This window comes from Arthrobacter sp. 05T423 (assembly GCF_056396245.1).
Window position 1 is genome coordinate 65,789 of the sequence record NZ_JBFTLC010000014.1, and the last position, 15,540, is coordinate 81,328.

At 65.9% G+C, this 15,540-nt stretch carries 11 protein-coding genes and 1 tRNA gene; 4 read left to right on the forward strand and 8 right to left on the reverse strand.

All coding sequences use genetic code 11. The features are described 5' to 3' along the window. Nucleotides 1-58: 58 nt before the first annotated feature. A tRNA-Tyr gene (locus AC1DFE_RS12380) sits at nt 59-140 on the reverse strand. A 118-nt stretch (nt 141-258) separates the two neighbouring features. Continuing rightward, the gene (locus AC1DFE_RS12385) at nt 259-513 is read right to left on the reverse strand and encodes a hypothetical protein (protein WP_476906170.1); all 255 of its coding nucleotides are present in this window, start codon (nt 511-513) and stop codon (nt 259-261) included. Nucleotides 514-713: 200 nt separating this feature from the next. Here AC1DFE_RS12385 and AC1DFE_RS12390 point away from each other — a divergent pair, with 200 nt between their 5' ends. Further along, nucleotides 714-1,205: a YajQ family cyclic di-GMP-binding protein gene (locus AC1DFE_RS12390; protein ID WP_476906171.1), complete on the forward strand. Its 492-nt coding sequence runs from the start codon at nt 714-716 to the stop codon at nt 1,203-1,205. A 298-nt stretch (nt 1,206-1,503) separates the two neighbouring features. On the opposite strand, the gene htpX is transcribed toward AC1DFE_RS12390, so the two are convergent. Both htpX and AC1DFE_RS12400 read right to left on the reverse strand, forming a co-directional pair. Then, nucleotides 1,504-2,373, reverse strand: a complete 870-nt coding sequence (gene htpX / locus AC1DFE_RS12395) for a zinc metalloprotease HtpX (RefSeq protein ID WP_476906172.1) — start codon at nt 2,371-2,373, stop codon at nt 1,504-1,506. A gap of 40 nt (nt 2,374-2,413) precedes the next feature. Continuing rightward, on the reverse strand, nt 2,414-3,685 hold the full coding sequence (locus AC1DFE_RS12400; protein ID WP_476906173.1) for an MFS transporter: 1,272 nt from the start codon (nt 3,683-3,685) through the stop codon (nt 2,414-2,416). A gap of 76 nt (nt 3,686-3,761) precedes the next feature. Here AC1DFE_RS12400 and AC1DFE_RS12405 point away from each other — a divergent pair, with 76 nt between their 5' ends. From AC1DFE_RS12405 to AC1DFE_RS12415, 3 genes are all read left to right on the forward strand, one after another. Then, nucleotides 3,762-4,235 (forward strand): Fur family transcriptional regulator, encoded by a 474-nt coding sequence (locus AC1DFE_RS12405; protein ID WP_476906174.1) that lies wholly within the window; start codon nt 3,762-3,764, stop codon nt 4,233-4,235. A gap of 18 nt (nt 4,236-4,253) precedes the next feature. Beyond that, entirely contained in the window at nt 4,254-5,735 is a 1,482-nt protein-coding gene (locus tag AC1DFE_RS12410) for a catalase (protein WP_476906175.1), read from the forward strand. A 185-nt stretch (nt 5,736-5,920) separates the two neighbouring features. After that, nucleotides 5,921-6,556 (forward strand): DUF2461 domain-containing protein, encoded by a 636-nt coding sequence (locus tag AC1DFE_RS12415; RefSeq protein ID WP_476906176.1) that lies wholly within the window; start codon nt 5,921-5,923, stop codon nt 6,554-6,556. 39 nt (nt 6,557-6,595) lie between these two features. Here the strand turns inward: AC1DFE_RS12415 and AC1DFE_RS12420 are convergent, their stop codons facing one another. From AC1DFE_RS12420 to adhP, 4 genes are all read right to left on the reverse strand, one after another. Then, complete coding sequence (locus AC1DFE_RS12420; protein WP_476906177.1) at nt 6,596-8,149, reverse strand: amino acid permease; 1,554 nt, start codon at nt 8,147-8,149, stop codon at nt 6,596-6,598. A 215-nt stretch (nt 8,150-8,364) separates the two neighbouring features. Beyond that, nucleotides 8,365-13,731 (reverse strand): peroxidase family protein, encoded by a 5,367-nt coding sequence (locus tag AC1DFE_RS12425; protein ID WP_476906178.1) that lies wholly within the window; start codon nt 13,729-13,731, stop codon nt 8,365-8,367. 345 nt (nt 13,732-14,076) lie between these two features. Beyond that, entirely contained in the window at nt 14,077-14,511 is a 435-nt protein-coding gene (locus tag AC1DFE_RS12430; protein WP_476906179.1) for a DUF779 domain-containing protein, read from the reverse strand. Next, entirely contained in the window at nt 14,511-15,533 is a 1,023-nt protein-coding gene (gene adhP, locus AC1DFE_RS12435) for an alcohol dehydrogenase AdhP (protein WP_476906180.1), read from the reverse strand. The genes AC1DFE_RS12430 and adhP overlap by 1 nt, the downstream gene beginning before the upstream one ends. Between the last annotated feature and the right edge of the window lie 7 nt (nt 15,534-15,540).

Sequence of the window (15,540 nt, forward strand, 5' to 3'; positions counted from 1 at the left end):
CAAAGCGGAGAAAACAAAAGACCTCCGGAACCAGTAGGTTCCGGAGGTCTTTCAAATGTGGCAGATGAGGGATTCGAACCCCCGTAGGCGTTGCCAGCTGATTTACAGTCAGCCCCCTTTGGCCGCTCGGGTAATCTGCCGAACTTCAAAAGAAGATCACCCCGGCCGGTGTTTCCATCAACCGCGGGCAAGACAACCTTACAGAACTTCTGCCGAAGAATAAAATCGGGGATCTGCAGGCCCAAAAAGCCCGGAAAATCAGGCTTCGCCGAGGATCCGGCCTGCCAGCTTGGCCTCGAACCGCAGCGCCTGCTCCTCGGTGATCTGGTTGAGCTGCACTGCCCGCTGCAGATCTGCCTGCACGCCTTCAAGGCGGGTGGAGGCGTCGGCGACGGGGCTGAGAATGATGGATGCAGCCACGGCCGCGGCGGCCACGGATGAGGCGGCGGTGGCGATGGTTCCGGCGGCTGCGGCGGTGGACTTGGTGACGTAGCGGACGGCCTTATGGGTCATTGCATTCCTTCCGGAGCGGCTTCCAACTGCTACAACTCTGGATGCCGAAACTTCGTTCCCGCCATGACTCGGCTATGAGTGAACTGTGAATGCCGCCCAGCTTCACATCACCGCCATCCGTACTACGCTGGAATCCAGATATCAACACCCTGCCCGGAGCCTCACAGCCCGGGCGACGCAGGCACCAGCAAAGGAGAGTCATGGCAGGCGAGTCCACATTCGACGTCGTAAGCAAGGTAGACAAGCAGGAGGTGGCCAACGCGCTGAACCAGGCGCAGAAGGAACTCGCCCAGCGTTACGACTTCAAGGGCGTCGGAGCCGAGGTCGACTTCAGCGGCGAGAAGATCCTGATGAAGGCGAATTCCGAGGAACGCGTGCTGGCCGTACTGGACGTGCTGCAGTCCAAGCTCATCCGCCGCGGCATCTCGCTAAAGTCCCTGGACACCGGCGAGCCCTACGCGTCCGGCAAGGAATACCGGTTGGAGGCCTCCATCAAGGAAGGCATCGCGCAGGACCTCGCCAAGAAGATCAACAAGCTGATCCGCGACGAGGGCCCCAAGTCCGTCAAGTCCCAGATCCAGGGCGATGAACTCCGCGTCACATCCAAGTCCCGCGACGACCTGCAGGCCACCATGGCACTGCTGAAGGACTTCGACGAGGCCGACCTTCAGTTCGTGAACTTCCGCAGCTAGGAAGCGTAAACGGGCCGGGGACTCGCCACTGCGCGGGTCCCCGGCCCTTTTGCTCGTCCGGCGCGCCGGACTTTGGGACGTGGGGCGAGGACAGGACGTGGATTTCGCGGTCACCCCTGAGCCGTGGGACGGCGACGACGGGGCCATGCTCCGCAGCATGCAACGGGCCGAACTGGATGCCCGTTACGGCAGCGACGACCGCATTTCCGCTCGCTACGGGTATTCCCGGCCGCTCCAGGCGTTGTGCGCGTCGCAGGGTGCGGCGCGTGTCGCGGAGCGGGAAGTACGACGTCGGCGCTCAGCTGAGCGGCCGGCCCGCCATCCGTTCCAGTCGGTTGATGCGGTCCTGCATCGGCGGGTGCGTCGCGAAGAGCTTGCTGAGCCCGCCGCCGCGGAACGGGTTCGCGATCATCAGGTGCGAGGCGTTGACCAGCCGCTGGTCCTGCGGCAGCGGCGCGGCCTGGACGCCCTGGTGGATCTTGCGCAGGGCGGAGGCGAGCGCCAGCGGATCGCCGGTGAGCTGCGAACCGTCCTCGTCGGCGTCGTACTCCCGGGTGCGCGAGATGGCCACCTGGATCAGCGACGCCGCCAGCGGCGCCAGCAGCGCCATGGCGATGAGAGCCAGCGGGTTCGAGTTGCGCCGTTCCCCGCCGCCAAAGAACAGCAGCATCTGCCCTACCGAGGTGATGACGCCAGCCACCGCCGCGGCCACTGACGAGGTCAGGATGTCGCGGTTGTAGACGTGCATGAGCTCGTGTCCAAGGACGCCCCGGAGTTCCCGGGGGGTGAGCAGCTGCAGGATCCCCTCCGTGCAGCAGACGGCCGCATTCTGCGGGTTCCGCCCGGTGGCGAAGGCATTGGGCGCCATCGTGGGCGAGACGTAGATCCGCGGCACGGGCTGGTTGGCGCGGGCGGAGAGCTCCCGGACGATCTGGTACAACTGCGGGGCCTGGGCTTCGGAGACGGGGTAGGCCTGCATGGACCGGAGCGCGATCTTGTCGCTGTTCCAGTAGCCGTAGGCCGTGGTTCCGACGCCGATCAGCGCCATGACCAGAATCGGGGCGGAGCTGCGGGTGTTGGCGGCAATGAGGGCGCCCAGGCCCAGCAGGATCGCCCACAGCACGCCGAACAGGGCCGCGGTTTTCAGCCCGTTGTTGTGATTGTGCACTTTAGCCTCCACAGCTCGGAAGTCGGAACCGGCCCCGCCGCTACGGAACCGGGTTCCGCGCGTCGTACTTGAGGAAGCCGGATTCCCACCGCGCCACCGTCCAGGCCACCACGATGCACAGGACGCCACCAACCAGCAGAACCCAGCCCTCACTAAGAATTTTAGTGCCGCCACCGGCCAGCATGTCGCCCAGCCGCGGACCTCCGGCCACCACCACAATGAAGACGCCCTGCAGCCGGCCGCGCAGGTGGTCCGGTGTCGCAGCCTGCAGGATGGTGGTGCGGAACACGGCGCTCACCGAGTCCGCGATTCCCGCCAGGGCGCAACATAGCGCGGCCGGAATCAGCCAGAACGTCACGCCGCCGGAGCCGGACCGTCCGGCCAGGACCACCACGAGGCCGAACGCCGCAAAGGAGCCACCCCAGCCCATGACGGACCACACCACCGCGGTCCCCTGCCGCCGCACCGCGCCGAGGGGCCCGGAAAAGAGGCCGGCAAGGAAGGCTCCCACCGCGACGGAGGCCAGCAGGATACCCACCGTGGCTTCCCCGCCGCCGATCATGAGGGCGCCCACGGCCGGCAGCAGTGCCCGCGGCTGGGCGAGGATCATGGCGATGAGGTCGATGATGAACGTCATCCGCAGGTTGGGCCGGGTCCCCAGGAACCGGAAGCCCTCCACGACGGACCGCATCCCGGCCCGCCCCGCTTCCTCGCCGGGCGGCATGGGCGGAAGCTTCAGCAGGGCCCAGAAGGCAAAGATGAAACTGACGACGTCCAGGGTGTAGGTCCAGCCGAAGCCGACGCTGGCCACCAGGACACCGGCGAGCAGCGGACCCGCCGTCATGGACAGGCCAATGGTGATCATGCTGAGTGCATTGGCGGCCGGCAGGAGCTCTTTCCGCAGCAGGGCGGGAATGATGGCGCTGCGGGCCGGCTGATTAATCGCCTGGGCACCGCTTTGCACGGCCACCAGCCCGTACAGCAGCCACACATTGCCCACCTCCAGCCAGGCCTGCAGGGCCAGGCCGCCGGTGGTCAGCCACAGTACTGCGGACGAAAGAAGCGCCACCGTACGGCGGTCGTGGGAGTCGGCGATGGACCCGCCCAGCAGGCCACCCAGCACCAGCGGCACCAGGGCAAAGATGCTGAGCAGCCCGACGTACAGGCTGTCGTGGGTCAGCCGGTATACCTCCAGGCCGACCGCCACGAGGGTGAGCTGGCTGCCCACATTGGAGACCGCCGACCCTAGCCACAGCCGCCGGAAATCAGTGCTCTCGCGCAGCGGGGTGATATCAGCCAGAAGTTTTCCCACCCGGCAACTCTAGCCTCAGCAGGAACTTAGCCTCGCCTTATTGTGATCTAGTCAAAATAAGTGTTTCAATGGAGTCATGACCGACCACCCGGAAAGCCACGAAACATGGGCCGCGGCCCTGCGTGCCCACGGCCGCCGGGTGACCAAGCAGCGGCTGGCAGTGCTGGCCGCCGTCGAGCATCACCCGCACTCCCCGGCGGAAAACATCCTCGCGGCCGCCCGCGAGGAACTGCCGGAACTGACGGCGCAGTCCGTGTACGTGGTGCTGGGTGACCTGACGGACCTGCAGATGCTGCGCAGGTTCGAACCTCCGCATTCCCCGGCGCTGTATGAGACGCGGGTGGGCGACAACCACCACCACGCGATCTGCATCAGCTGCGGGCGGGTGGAGGACGTCGACTGCGCTGTCGGCCATGCCCCGTGCCTGACCCCGCACTGGAGCGAGGATTCCCACCCCATGACGATCCAGATCGCGGATGTCATGTATCAGGGGATCTGCAGCGAGTGCCAGCAGGCCCAAAAACTTCCTGCAAACGTAAATGACAAGTAACAAAGAAATAGGAGAACAATGACTGCCATTTCCACGACCCAGTCAGGTGCCCCGGTTACATCCGACGCCCATTCCAAGGCTGTCGGCGCTGACGGCGCGATCATCCTCACGGACCACTACCTGGTGGAGAAGCTCGCCCAGTTCAACCGCGAGCGGGTTCCGGAGCGCGTGGTGCACGCCAAGGGCGGCGGCGCATTCGGCACGTTCAAGGCCACCGAGGACATCTCCAAGTACACCAAGGCCGCGTTCCTGCAGCCCGGTGCCGAGACCGAGATGCTGATCCGCTTCTCCTCCGTTGCGGGCGAGAACGGTTCCCCGGACACCTGGCGCGACCCGCGCGGTTTCGCGGTGAAGTTCTACACCTCCGAGGGCAACTACGACCTCGTGGGCAACAACACCCCGGTGTTCTTCATCCGCGACGGCATCAAGTTCCCGGACTTCATCCACTCCCAGAAGCGCCTGCCCGGCACGCACCTGCGCGACGCCGACATGCAGTGGGACTTCTGGACCCTGTCCCCCGAGTCCGCACACCAGGTCACCTGGCTGATGGGTGACCGCGGCCTGCCCGCCTCCTGGCGTGAAATGCAGGGCTACGGCTCACACACCTACCAGTGGATCAACGCCGAGGGCGAGCGGTTCTGGGTCAAGTACCACTTCAAGTCCAACCAGGGCGTCAACTCGATCACCGGCGAAGAGGCCGAGGCACTGGCCGGCTCCGACGCGGATTTCTACATCCGCGACCTCTCCGAGAACATCGCCGCCGGGAACTTCCCGTCCTGGGACCTGCACGTTCAGGTCATGCCGTACGAGGACGCCAAGACCTACCGGTTCAACCCGTTCGACCTGACCAAGGTCTGGCCGCACGCGGACTACCCGCTGATCAAGGTCGGCACCATGGAGCTGAACCGGAACCCGGAGAACTATTTCGCGCAGATCGAACAGGCCACCTTCGCGCCGTCGAACTTCGTTCCCGGCATTGCCGCGTCCCCGGACAAGATGCTCCAGGCCCGGATCTTCTCCTACGCCGACGCTCACCGCTACCGCGTGGGCACCAACCACGCCCAGATCCCGGTGAACCAGCCCAAGAACCAGGTCAACAACTACAGCCAGGACGGCGCGGGACGCTTCCTGTACAACGCTCCTTCGGTTCCGGTCTACGCACCGAACACGTTCGGTGGCCCGGCTGCTGTTGATCCGGATGTTGTCGGTGGCGGCTGGGAGAACGACGGCGAGCTGACGCACGCCGCGCACTCCCTGCACGCCGAGGACGGCGACTTCGTTCAGGCCGGTGCGCTGTACCGCGAGGTCTACAACGACGCCGAGAAGGCCCGCTTCCTGGACACCGTCACCGGTGCCGTGGGCGGCGTGAAGCGCGCCGACATTAAGGAACGCGCCATCCAGTACTGGACCAACGTCGACGCCGAACTCGGCGCCAAGCTCCGCGCCAACCTCGGCGCAGCACCGCTCTCCGACGCCGAAGCCGCCAACAAGATCGGCTAGCAGCACCGGATACCAACAGGAACCCCGCCACGGCACAGCCGCGGCGGGGTTCCCTGTGTCTGGGGGTGCATCCGTCCGACGCGACGTGCGCAAAGATACCCATATGTAGGTCCCGGCAGCGCCTGTTATCCACATGGGAGGCTGCGCCCATGGCCGGGCCGGGGCGGAGTCCTTAGGCTTCAACCATGAGCACATTCGAGGGCATCCCCGCCGCCGCAACCAAGTTTTACGCGGAGCTGGAGGAGAACAACAACCGCGACTGGTGGCAGGCCCATACCGAGGTGTACCAGGAAGCGGTGAAAGGTCCGTTCCAGGCGCTCCTCGCCGACCTTGAGCCACGCTTTGGTCCGGGCAAAATTTTCCGGCCCAACCGTGACGTCCGCTTCTCCCCGGACAAGTCGCCCTACAAAACCGCCCAGGGCGCTTTCGCCTCCTATCAGGAAGGCGTGGGTTACTACCTCCAGATCAGCGCCGACGGCCTGCTGGTTGGCGGCGGCTACCACTCGCATTCACCCGCGCAGCTGGTCCGCTACCGGAATTCGGTGGACGCAGGAAACACCGGCGAACAGCTGCAGCACATCGTCGATGCCGTCTCGGACGCCGGCTTCGCCATCGAAGGCGAAAAGCTGAAAACGGTGCCGCGGGGCTTCTCCAAGGACCATCCCCGGGCCGAGCTGCTCAAGCATAAGTCGCTCTCCGCCGGCGTTTCCCTGGGCGAGCCCGAATGGATGGGATCCCCGGACGCGGAACGCGAGATTGCCGCCCTTTGGGAGCAGCTCCGCCCGCTGGTGGACTGGGTGGGACGGCACGCCGCCCCATGACGCCGCCATCAGCGGGCGGTTACGCCGGACTTGACCGGGTTAGACCCTGGTGAGTGCGTCCTTGTCGTCGTCCCGGTCATCGAGGCCGCCCGTTCGGCCGTCCACCGCGGCTTTCGCCGCGGCGAACTTCTCGTTGAGGCGGGAGTGCCGCTGTCCGTGGGCGAAGTAGATGGCAACGCCCACCACCAGCCAGATGCCGAAGAAGATCCAGGTCTCCACGGCGAGGTTGGTCATCAGGTACAGGCACAGCACCGCGGACAGGACGGGAATGACCTTGCCGAACGGCACACGGAAGGCCGGCTTTAGGTCGGGCCGCTTCTTGCGCAGCACGATGATGCCCAGGCTGACCATGACGAAGGCGGACAGGGTGCCGATGTTGATCATTTCCTCGAGCAGGTCCACGTTGGTGAGTCCGGCAACCAGGGCTACGGCGGCGCCGCAAATGATCTGCAGGCGGACCGGCGTCGAACGCTTTTCGCTGGTCTTGGACAGGGAGCGCGGCAGCAGGCCGTCGCGGCTCATGGCCAGCACCACGCGGGCCAGGCCCATGAGCAGCACCATGATCACGGTGGTCAGGCCCACGAGGGAACCAAAGGCGATGACTTTCGCGGCATCGGTGTTGCCAACAGCCTCGAAGGCTGTGGTGAGCGTGGGGCTCTCAGCCTCGGCGAGCTGTGTGTAGGAGACCATGCCGGTCAGGGCTAGGGACACCAGGATGTACAGCAGCGTCACCAGGGCCAGGCCGCCGAAGATGCCCCGGGGCAGGGTCTTCTGCGGGTTCTTGACCTCTTCCGCGGAGGTGGCCACCACGTCGAAGCCGATGAAGGCGAAGAACACCAGCGCGGCGCCGGCGAAGATGCCCATGGTGCCGTACTGGGCGGGGGCGGCACCGGTGAGGAAGCCAAAGAAGGACTGCTTCAGGACGTCGGCGGCACCGGCGTTGGCCGTCGGTTCGGAGGCCGGGACGAAGGGGGTGTAGTTGGAGAGCTTCACGTAGCTGAAGCCCACGATGATCACGAAGACCACCACCGCGATCTTGATCAGCGTGAAGATGTTGCCCACGCGGGCGGACAGCTTGGTTCCAAGCACCAGCAGGACGGTGAAGATGGCGACGATGAGGAAGGCGCCCCAGTACAGGTCAATCCCGCCGAGCGAGATGGCTGGCGGTATTTCCACGCCCATGAGGGCGAAGACCTTGCTGAGGTAGATGCCCCAGTACTTGGCGATCACCGCGGCCGCGGTGAAGAGCTCCAGGATGAGGTTCCAGCCGATAATCCAGGCCAGAATCTCGCCCATGGTGGCGTAGGTGAAAACGTAGGCGGAGCCGGCCACCGGGATGGCAGTGGCGAATTCGGCGTAGCACATGATCGCCAGGGCACAGGTGACGGCGGCGACCAGGAAAGAGATGGTGACGGCGGGGCCGGCGAAGTTCGCAGCAGCCTTGGCGCCCACGGAGAAGATGCCGGCGCCGACGGCGACGGCCACTCCCATGATCATCAGGTCCCAGGTGCTCAGGGAGCGCTTCAGCTTGCGTCCGGGTTCATCGGCGTCGGCTATTGACTGCTCGATGGATTTGGTCCGGAAAAGGTTCATTGGAAGTCCACAGTCCTGATAGGGGATGGAAACAGACCTATCAAGTGTAGTGTCCATCCAGTGGACGGCCACATTTGTCCCGAATACTGAGACGGCCGGCATGCAAAACCACGCCCGGCCCTCCTCCGCTGCTGCTGCGCGGTGTGGTGGAGGGCCGGGCGTGGTCCGCAGAAGGTTGGCTGGCGGCCTTGCGGGCCGCCAGCCCTCCCGATGGATTACGAGGCCGAACCTGTAGTGAACGTCCACGGCCCGGAGGTGGTCGGGTTTCCTGCGAGGTCCCGGACAGAAACAGCCATTGTGTATGTCCGGTTGGCCAGCAGCGTCACAGACGGATTCAATGTCGCTGTCCTGGTGGCTGCGTTGTACGTCACCACGGCCGGGATGACGCTGGCACCGAGCCTCAGGACGACCGTCCCCGACGTGGGCGTGGCAATCGGTTCGCTGAACCTGACGGTCACGTTTGCCGTCCGCCGTACACCCACTGCACGGTTCGCAGGCGTCGCCGCGGCCACGGTGGGAGCCGGCCCGGTGGTGAACTGCCAGCCGGATGCTGCCAGCGAGTTGCCGGCCGTGTCGCGGATGGACGAGAACGCCATGTTGTATGTCCGGTCGGCCAGCAGTGTGGCGTTGGGGTTCACCGTCACAGTCCTCGTGGCGTTGTTGTATGTGACTGAGGCGGGAATCGGAGCAGCGCTGCCGTTGAGCCGGAGAACAACCGTTCCGGCGCTCACGTTCGCTACCGGTTCGCTGAAAGTCGCCGTGATGTTTGCCGTCTGGCTAACGGACCTGGCGCCCGAGGCGGGCGTCCTGGCGGTGATCGTCGGTGCCACGAACTCTGTCCGCGGTGTGGCGAGGGCGCTACGTGCCGAAGCCGCTCCCGTGCCCGCCGAGTTGATCGCCGAGACATCGAACGTGTAGCCGGTGCCGTTGATCAGTCCGGTGATCACTGTGTTCGTCACGTTGCCGACGGTAACTTCGCGGGTCGGCGTGGCAGCCGCTCCAACGAAGACGCGAACCCGGTACTGCGTGACGGCCGCGGCGTTGGCGACTGCCGCGGGGGCGGTCCACCTCACCGTGACCTGCGCGTTGCCCGCCGTTGCCGTGCCGATGGCCGGTGCGCCCGCGAAGACGGGTGCTGCCGGGACCGCCGCGTTGGACAGTGCGGAGAACACGCTGGCGCCGAGGGCATTCACTGCCTGTACCTGGAACCGGAACGTCTGGCCGTTGGTCAGGCCCGTCACCACCAGGCTGGTGGTGCCGGCGTCGGCGGTGCGGAGCGCGCCAACCTGGGTTCCTGCCGCGTTGAGGACGCGGACGTTGAAGCCCGTGGCGGTTGCGCCTGCTGCCGGCGTGAAGTTGACCGTTGCCTGTCCGTTGCCGGCGATGGCTGCGCCGATGACGGGGGCCGCGGGAGCAACGCTGTCGGAGAACAGGAGGCGTTCGATGTTCCGCAGCGTGTCAGTGCCGTCGGTGCCGCCGTTGTGGACCACCGTCGTGACGGAGCCCGGGGAGCCGAGCTGGCCGGTACCGCCGGTGGTGGTCACGGTGTAGTTGGCTTCGACGTCGGAGAACACTGCCGAGTCCGTTCCGCCGGCGGCGGAGAGGAGTTCGCGGACGGCCACGATGTTGCCCGGATCCACGGTGCCGGCGAAGACGGCCTCCTGCAGGGTCTGGCCGGTCAGGTTGCCGGCGCCGTCGCGCAGGTACTTGGCCGTCATGCCCGTGGCGCTGCCGATCTCGGTGCCGGAAGCGTCGCGGACGCTGAGCCGGACGTTGAGGTAGCGGTCGCCGTCGATGATGTCATCGGCGCCGCGGCCCTCCAGGGTGTCACTGCCGCCGCCGCCGAGGAGGATGTTGCCATCGCCCCACACGTGCGTGCCGCTGAGAACCGGGCAGTCCTTGGAAGCCGAGGCTGCCACAACGTCGGCCAGCGGAGTGGGCAGCGTCGGGATCAGCTGGTTCAGGCCGGCAATGCGGTCCACACCGTTCTGGTCCAGGACGCTGCAGCCGATGAAGCCTGCGCCGCCGACCTGGCTGGGAACGATGTCGTCGCCCCGCAGCTTGTCGTCCAGCGGGCCGCCGGAGAGCGCCTCCACTTCGTTGTACCGGTCACGGACGCCCACCTGGAGAATGTCCAAAGGCAGGATGGGCAGATCCAGGTCTGCATCCTGCGGCTGCGGATCGGCCAGGCCGATCTCCCAGTCGTACCCGGACGCTCCCGCGACCTTTTCGACGCCGGGACCTGCAAGGCCGATGTCGTCGCCGCCTTCCATGTCGTAGTCGTCATCGCCGCCCTGCCCGATCAGGACGTCGTTGCCGGGCCTCTGCGAGTCGTCCAGGAAGAACAGGTTGCTCGAGTCGCCGATCAGGAGGTCAGGCTGGTCGCCACCTTCCTCCCAGTCATCCCCGCCGTCACCGAAGACCGCGTCCAGGCCCTGGCCGGCGATGATGAAGTCGTCGCCTTCGCCGGAGAACGTCTCGTTGGAGTTGGCGCCGCCGTTCATGAAGTCCTTGCCGTCCCCGCCCATGAGGATATCCAGGCCCGGACCGCCGTCGATAGCATCGTTGCCCGGGCCGCCCTTGAGGACGTCATCACCGATGAGGTCGGTGATGATGTCGTTTCCTTCGCCGCCGAGCGGGATGTCGGAACCGGAGCCGCCTTCAATGACGTCATTTCCTTCACCACCCCAGAAGGTGTCATTGTCGTTGCCGCCGCGGACCCGGTCTGCGCCCGGGGTGCCGTTGTAGACGCTCTGGCCGTTGATGCCGGAAGGGTCAACACTGTTGAACGCCCGGTACTGGATGGTTCCGTCAGGCTGGCGGATCAGCAGTGCCGTCTCGTTGCAGTCCGATGCGGGATCGTCCGCGACCGTGTTGCCCGAGGCCGTGAAGCCCGCCTGGGTGCCGGCCAGATTGCCCAGCTGGAACTTGCAGTCGGCGGTGGCGAACGCGTCAGCCTTGAGGGTGTGGACGTTCGTGTTCCGCATCATCATCTCGGCGAAGGAGTTACCTTCGAGGGATGCCCGCAGGTTCATGCCGGGAGTGCGTGCCAGGTAGTACAGCCGGTCGCCGTTCTGCAGGTCCGTGAGCTGGTTCTCAAAGACGTAGTTGAACGTGGAGCCGAGCAGACCGCCGAACGGGGTGGTCATCTCTGCCAGGCCGCCCACCCACAGGTCGATGTTGTCCACACCGGTCCGGGAGTTGACGCCGTCGTTGGCCCAGGCATCCGTGCTGTTCATGAAGGCTGCCGCATCCGCGGGAGCAACGTCACCGGCGAGGGCATCCGCGCTCACGAGCAGCCGGGCGGCTTCCCGCTTGGCAGCCACAGTGGTCGCGGAGGTGATGGACGGGTGCTGGCCATAGGCTGCCACGAAGTTGATCAGCGACTTCGGGTGCTTGATGTTCTCGCCAAAGTCCACCCAGCTCTTGTAGGGGGTCAGCGCGCCGTCGTTCGTGGACGCGAACAGCTCGCGGCGGAGGACGTTGAGCGGCGGAATGCCTTCAGACCGGGCCCGTGTCATGTTGATCGTGGCGAGGTCGAGCGGGAGGCCCAGAAGGTTGTTCCGCAGCGTGTCGGTCACGAACTCGTCGAGCTCGTTGCCGGTCTGGTCGGACATGCCCATGATGATGCTTCCTGCGGCCTGCTCGGAGGTGAGCTGGCCTGCAGAGCCGCCGTTCGTGTAGGCAGGCGGGTTCAGGAAGCCGTTCAGCAGCGAGATGTCGTTCCGGGATCCGTCCTCGTTGACGCGGTCGATCGTTTCGGTCAGCATCGAGTGGCCGAAGCGGTAGACCGCGTGGGCAAACTCAGCCTTGACTGCCGGGTTGATGTCCGTCTGCGTGAAGGCGAACGGCTCGAACGGGTTGATGGCCGGCTGGATCTTGCGGGCAAACTCCTCGAAGACCAGGTGCTGGTATTCCATCTCCGTGACGAAGCGTGCGGCCTGGAACAGGCGCTCGCCGTTCCACCCGCCGGCGCCGAGGGCTGACTTCCACTCGGCCAGCGCAGCCACGCCCGTGGAGGTGGAGTCGTTGGTGAGGGTGTTCTTGATGTCATCAATGAGTCGGTCGTGCTCGGAGTGGAAGATCTGGTGGATCGCGGTCAGGCCGATGTTCTCGTTGACACGTCCGTCACCGGCTGCGAAGTGCATGTCCAGGATTTCGTTGTCGTACTGATTCACACAGCCGGCTGGGAAACCGGGCTGGGCGCAGGGCACCAGGGCCGGGGTCACCACGTTGTCCGGGTCCGGCGTGAAGCCGGGGTTCGGGACGGCGTTGTTGGCGATGTCCGTCAGGAACGGGGTGTCAAAGTGCTTGACATTGGCCGGCACTGCCACCGGGGCTGCCGTGTTGCCTTCCACCAGGCCGGTGTCCGTCACGTACTGCGGCAGGCCGCGGGCGGGGCCCGGGATGAACTTGCCGTAGGCGTCGGCGGCGACCATCGGGATGTCGAGCACGTCCTTGTCCGTCAGCTGCAGGCCAAGCATCGTGGCTGCCTGCTGCTTGACCGTGGCCCAGGTGGCCATGCCGCCCGCGGTGGGTCCGGCGGGGCCGCCGAGGAGCTTGCCGGTGGAGACCGGACGTCCCGCCGTGTTGTTCACGTACTCGCGCACGAAGACCTGGTGGGCGGGGTGGGACGTGTAGGTCTGGCTCTGGTCGACCCAGGGTGAGTCCGTGTTGTTCGCGTCCTGGACGTCGTCCGCGGTGCCGAACGTGTTGTCCGGGCCGGCCTGGTTCTTGCCCCGGGTCAGCACCATGAAGCGCAGGTTCGGGTCGAGGTCGTCAACGGTGTTGAACTGGTGGTCCGGTCCAGCGACGAGCGGATCGTCTGCCTTCAGCGGCACGAAGACCGTGCCGCCGCCCTTGACCGTCTGGTCCACGCCGTGGTCGAAGAACTGGCCGAAGAGGGTGAACATCGAGTTGTAGGGTGGCGAAAGCCCGACGTCGGTGGTCACGTTCGGGATGAACAGCGTCTCGTGGGACGGGACACAGCCGGCCGGTACACCTGCCACCGCCGGGTTCACAGTGTTGTCCGGGTCGGTGGTGCAGGGAACAACGCCCTCGTTGCCCTGGGTCCGGACCGGGAACCCGGCCGCGTTGACGGCAGCGGGGTTGGTGGAGGTCTGGTCAACGATGAGGTTGCTGATGACACGCGGCTGCGAGTCGAAGACGCTGCCCGACTTCTGCGCGTAACTGGTCGGCGTCGGCGGACCGAACGTCGATCCGGCCTCCGCGTCACGGAAGGACTTCGAACCCAGCCGCGGGAAAGGCTGGTCAGCAGCGCCGAAGGTTTCCTGGCCCGGCTGCAGGTTGTTGCAGCTGCCGTCCACCGTCCGCAGACCGTAGGACAGCAGCGGGCTTGCCAGCTGGTTGGGGCCGCTGCCCACCAGCGCGCCACAGGGGCCGGTAGCCGAGGTGGTATTGGCCACGTGGGCCTCGGCGATCTTGATCTGCTTGAGGATAAAGGACAGATCCGAAGGGGTTACGGTGAAGCCTTCGCCAACCACGGCGGTGGCCACCTGCGCGCCCACAACGGGCAGGCCGAAGGCCAGGGGCAGCGCCAGCGTCGTTGCTGCTGCTACCAAACGGAATGGAGCGGAGGCCTTGCTCCGCCCGCGGTGACGGGGTCGATTTGTTGATGGTTTATTGGCGCCGGCCGCAGATAGCTCTGCCGGACCGGCCACCTTTCGCGCTAGGAATTTCATGGCACAACCTGCCGCTAGGAGGGATGTAACCGTGCCATCGTCTGTTGGCCTGCCCGTGAAAACCTTGTGGATACGGCCGAAGCGGAGCTCTTTTCCCTGTTGAGCCACCCAAATTGGGGGTTTTCATACGGCGTATTAACAGGCAACACACAGGCGGGGCCACTAAATTGTGGCCCCGCCTGTGCAATATGAAACGTGGAACTCCAGTGAAGCACCCCCGCCGGCTTACACCGGCCAGTCCATGAGTGTGGACCGGATCCGAAAGCGTTTGCCTTCCGGCGCCTCGACGGAAAATCCGCTCCCCCGGCCCTGCACCACATCCACCGTCAGGTGGGTATGGCTCCAGTAGCCGAACTGTTCCCTTGACATCCAGAACTCCAGCGGCTGGCCGCCGTCGTCCACGGCACCCGGCGGGCCGCCGTCGGCCGCGGCGAGGTCAAACCGCCCCAGCAGCACATCCGATTCTCCCGTGAGGAACTCCCCTGCCGGATAACACATGGGCGCGGAACCGTCGCAGCAGCCACCGGACTGGTGGAACATGAGCGGGCCGTGCTGCGTCCAGAGCTTCCGCAGCAGCAGAAGCGCCTCGGCGGTGAGCGCCACCCGGGAGAAGTCCTCCCCGGGCACTGTCACAGCGGCGTCCAGCCTGGTGCGGGGCATCAGAACCTCAGCACCACACGGCCGTCGATCTTCGCGTGCTTCATCTCGTCGAAGACCGCGTTGACTTCCGAGAGTTCCCGCGTGGACACGGTGGGGTGGATCTTGCCCTGGGCGTAGAAGTCCAGCGCTTCCTCCAGGTCCTGCCGGGTTCCCACGATGGAGCCGCGGACGGTGAGCCCCTTGAGCACGATCTCGAAGATCGGTGCAGGGAAGTCGCCCGGCGGCAGGCCGTTGAACACGATCGTGCCGCCGCGGCGGGCCATGCCGATGGCTTGGCCGAACGCGGACGGGTGCACCGCCGTGACCAGCACTCCGTGGCATCCTCCGGTTTCACGCTGGATGACTTCGGCGGGATCCTCCTGGAGCGCGTTGACGGTGAGTTCGGCGCCGTGCTTCCTGGCCAGGGCGAGCTTGTCGTCCGCGATGTCGACGGCGGCCACCCGCAGGCCCATGGCCACGGCGTACTGGACCGCGATGTGCCCGAGCCCGCCGATGCCGGAGATGGTGACCCACTCCCCTGGCTTGGCCTCGGTCATCTTCAGTCCCTTGTAGACGGTGACGCCGGCACAGAGCACCGGGGCAACCTCCACGGGGTCGGAGCCGGCAGGAATCCGCGCGGCAAACCGGCTGTCCACCAGCATGTACTCGCCGAAAGAGCCGTCCACACTATAACCGGCGTTCTGCTGGGCCTCGCACAGCGTTTCCCAGCCGGTGCGGCAGTACTGGCAGTCGCCGCAGGCGGACCAGAGCCAGGCGTTGCCCACCAAGTCGCCGACGGCGAGGTCGGTGACTCCTTCACCGAGGGCCACCACCTCGCCGACGCCTTCGTGGCCGGGTACAAAGGGCGGCGACGGCTTGACCGGCCAGTCCCCCGCGGCGGCGTGGAGGTCGGTGTGGCAGACACCGCTGGTGATCACCTTGACCAGCGCCTGTCCGCGGCCCGGCACGGGAACGGGGATGTCCTGGATCTGGAGGTCCTTGGCGAACTCGGATACTACGGCTGCTTGCATTGTCGTCGTCATTGGCGAA

Bases quoted from the DNA above. Each gene is read 5' to 3' on its own strand.
- AC1DFE_RS12430 (WP_476906179.1), bottom strand. From the start codon at position 14,511: ATGCCCCGCACCAGGCTGGACGCCGCTGTGACAGTGCCCGGGGAGGAC.
- AC1DFE_RS12405 (WP_476906174.1), top strand. From the start codon at position 3,762: ATGACCGACCACCCGGAAAGCCACGAAACATGGGCCGCGGCCCTGCGT.
- AC1DFE_RS12385 (WP_476906170.1), bottom strand. From the start codon at position 513: ATGACCCATAAGGCCGTCCGCTACGTCACCAAGTCCACCGCCGCAGCC.
- AC1DFE_RS12390 (WP_476906171.1), top strand. From the start codon at position 714: ATGGCAGGCGAGTCCACATTCGACGTCGTAAGCAAGGTAGACAAGCAG.
- AC1DFE_RS12415 (WP_476906176.1), top strand. From the start codon at position 5,921: ATGAGCACATTCGAGGGCATCCCCGCCGCCGCAACCAAGTTTTACGCG.
- AC1DFE_RS12420 (WP_476906177.1), bottom strand. From the start codon at position 8,149: ATGAACCTTTTCCGGACCAAATCCATCGAGCAGTCAATAGCCGACGCC.
- adhP (WP_476906180.1), bottom strand. From the start codon at position 15,533: ATGACGACGACAATGCAAGCAGCCGTAGTATCCGAGTTCGCCAAGGAC.
- AC1DFE_RS12410 (WP_476906175.1), top strand. From the start codon at position 4,254: ATGACTGCCATTTCCACGACCCAGTCAGGTGCCCCGGTTACATCCGAC.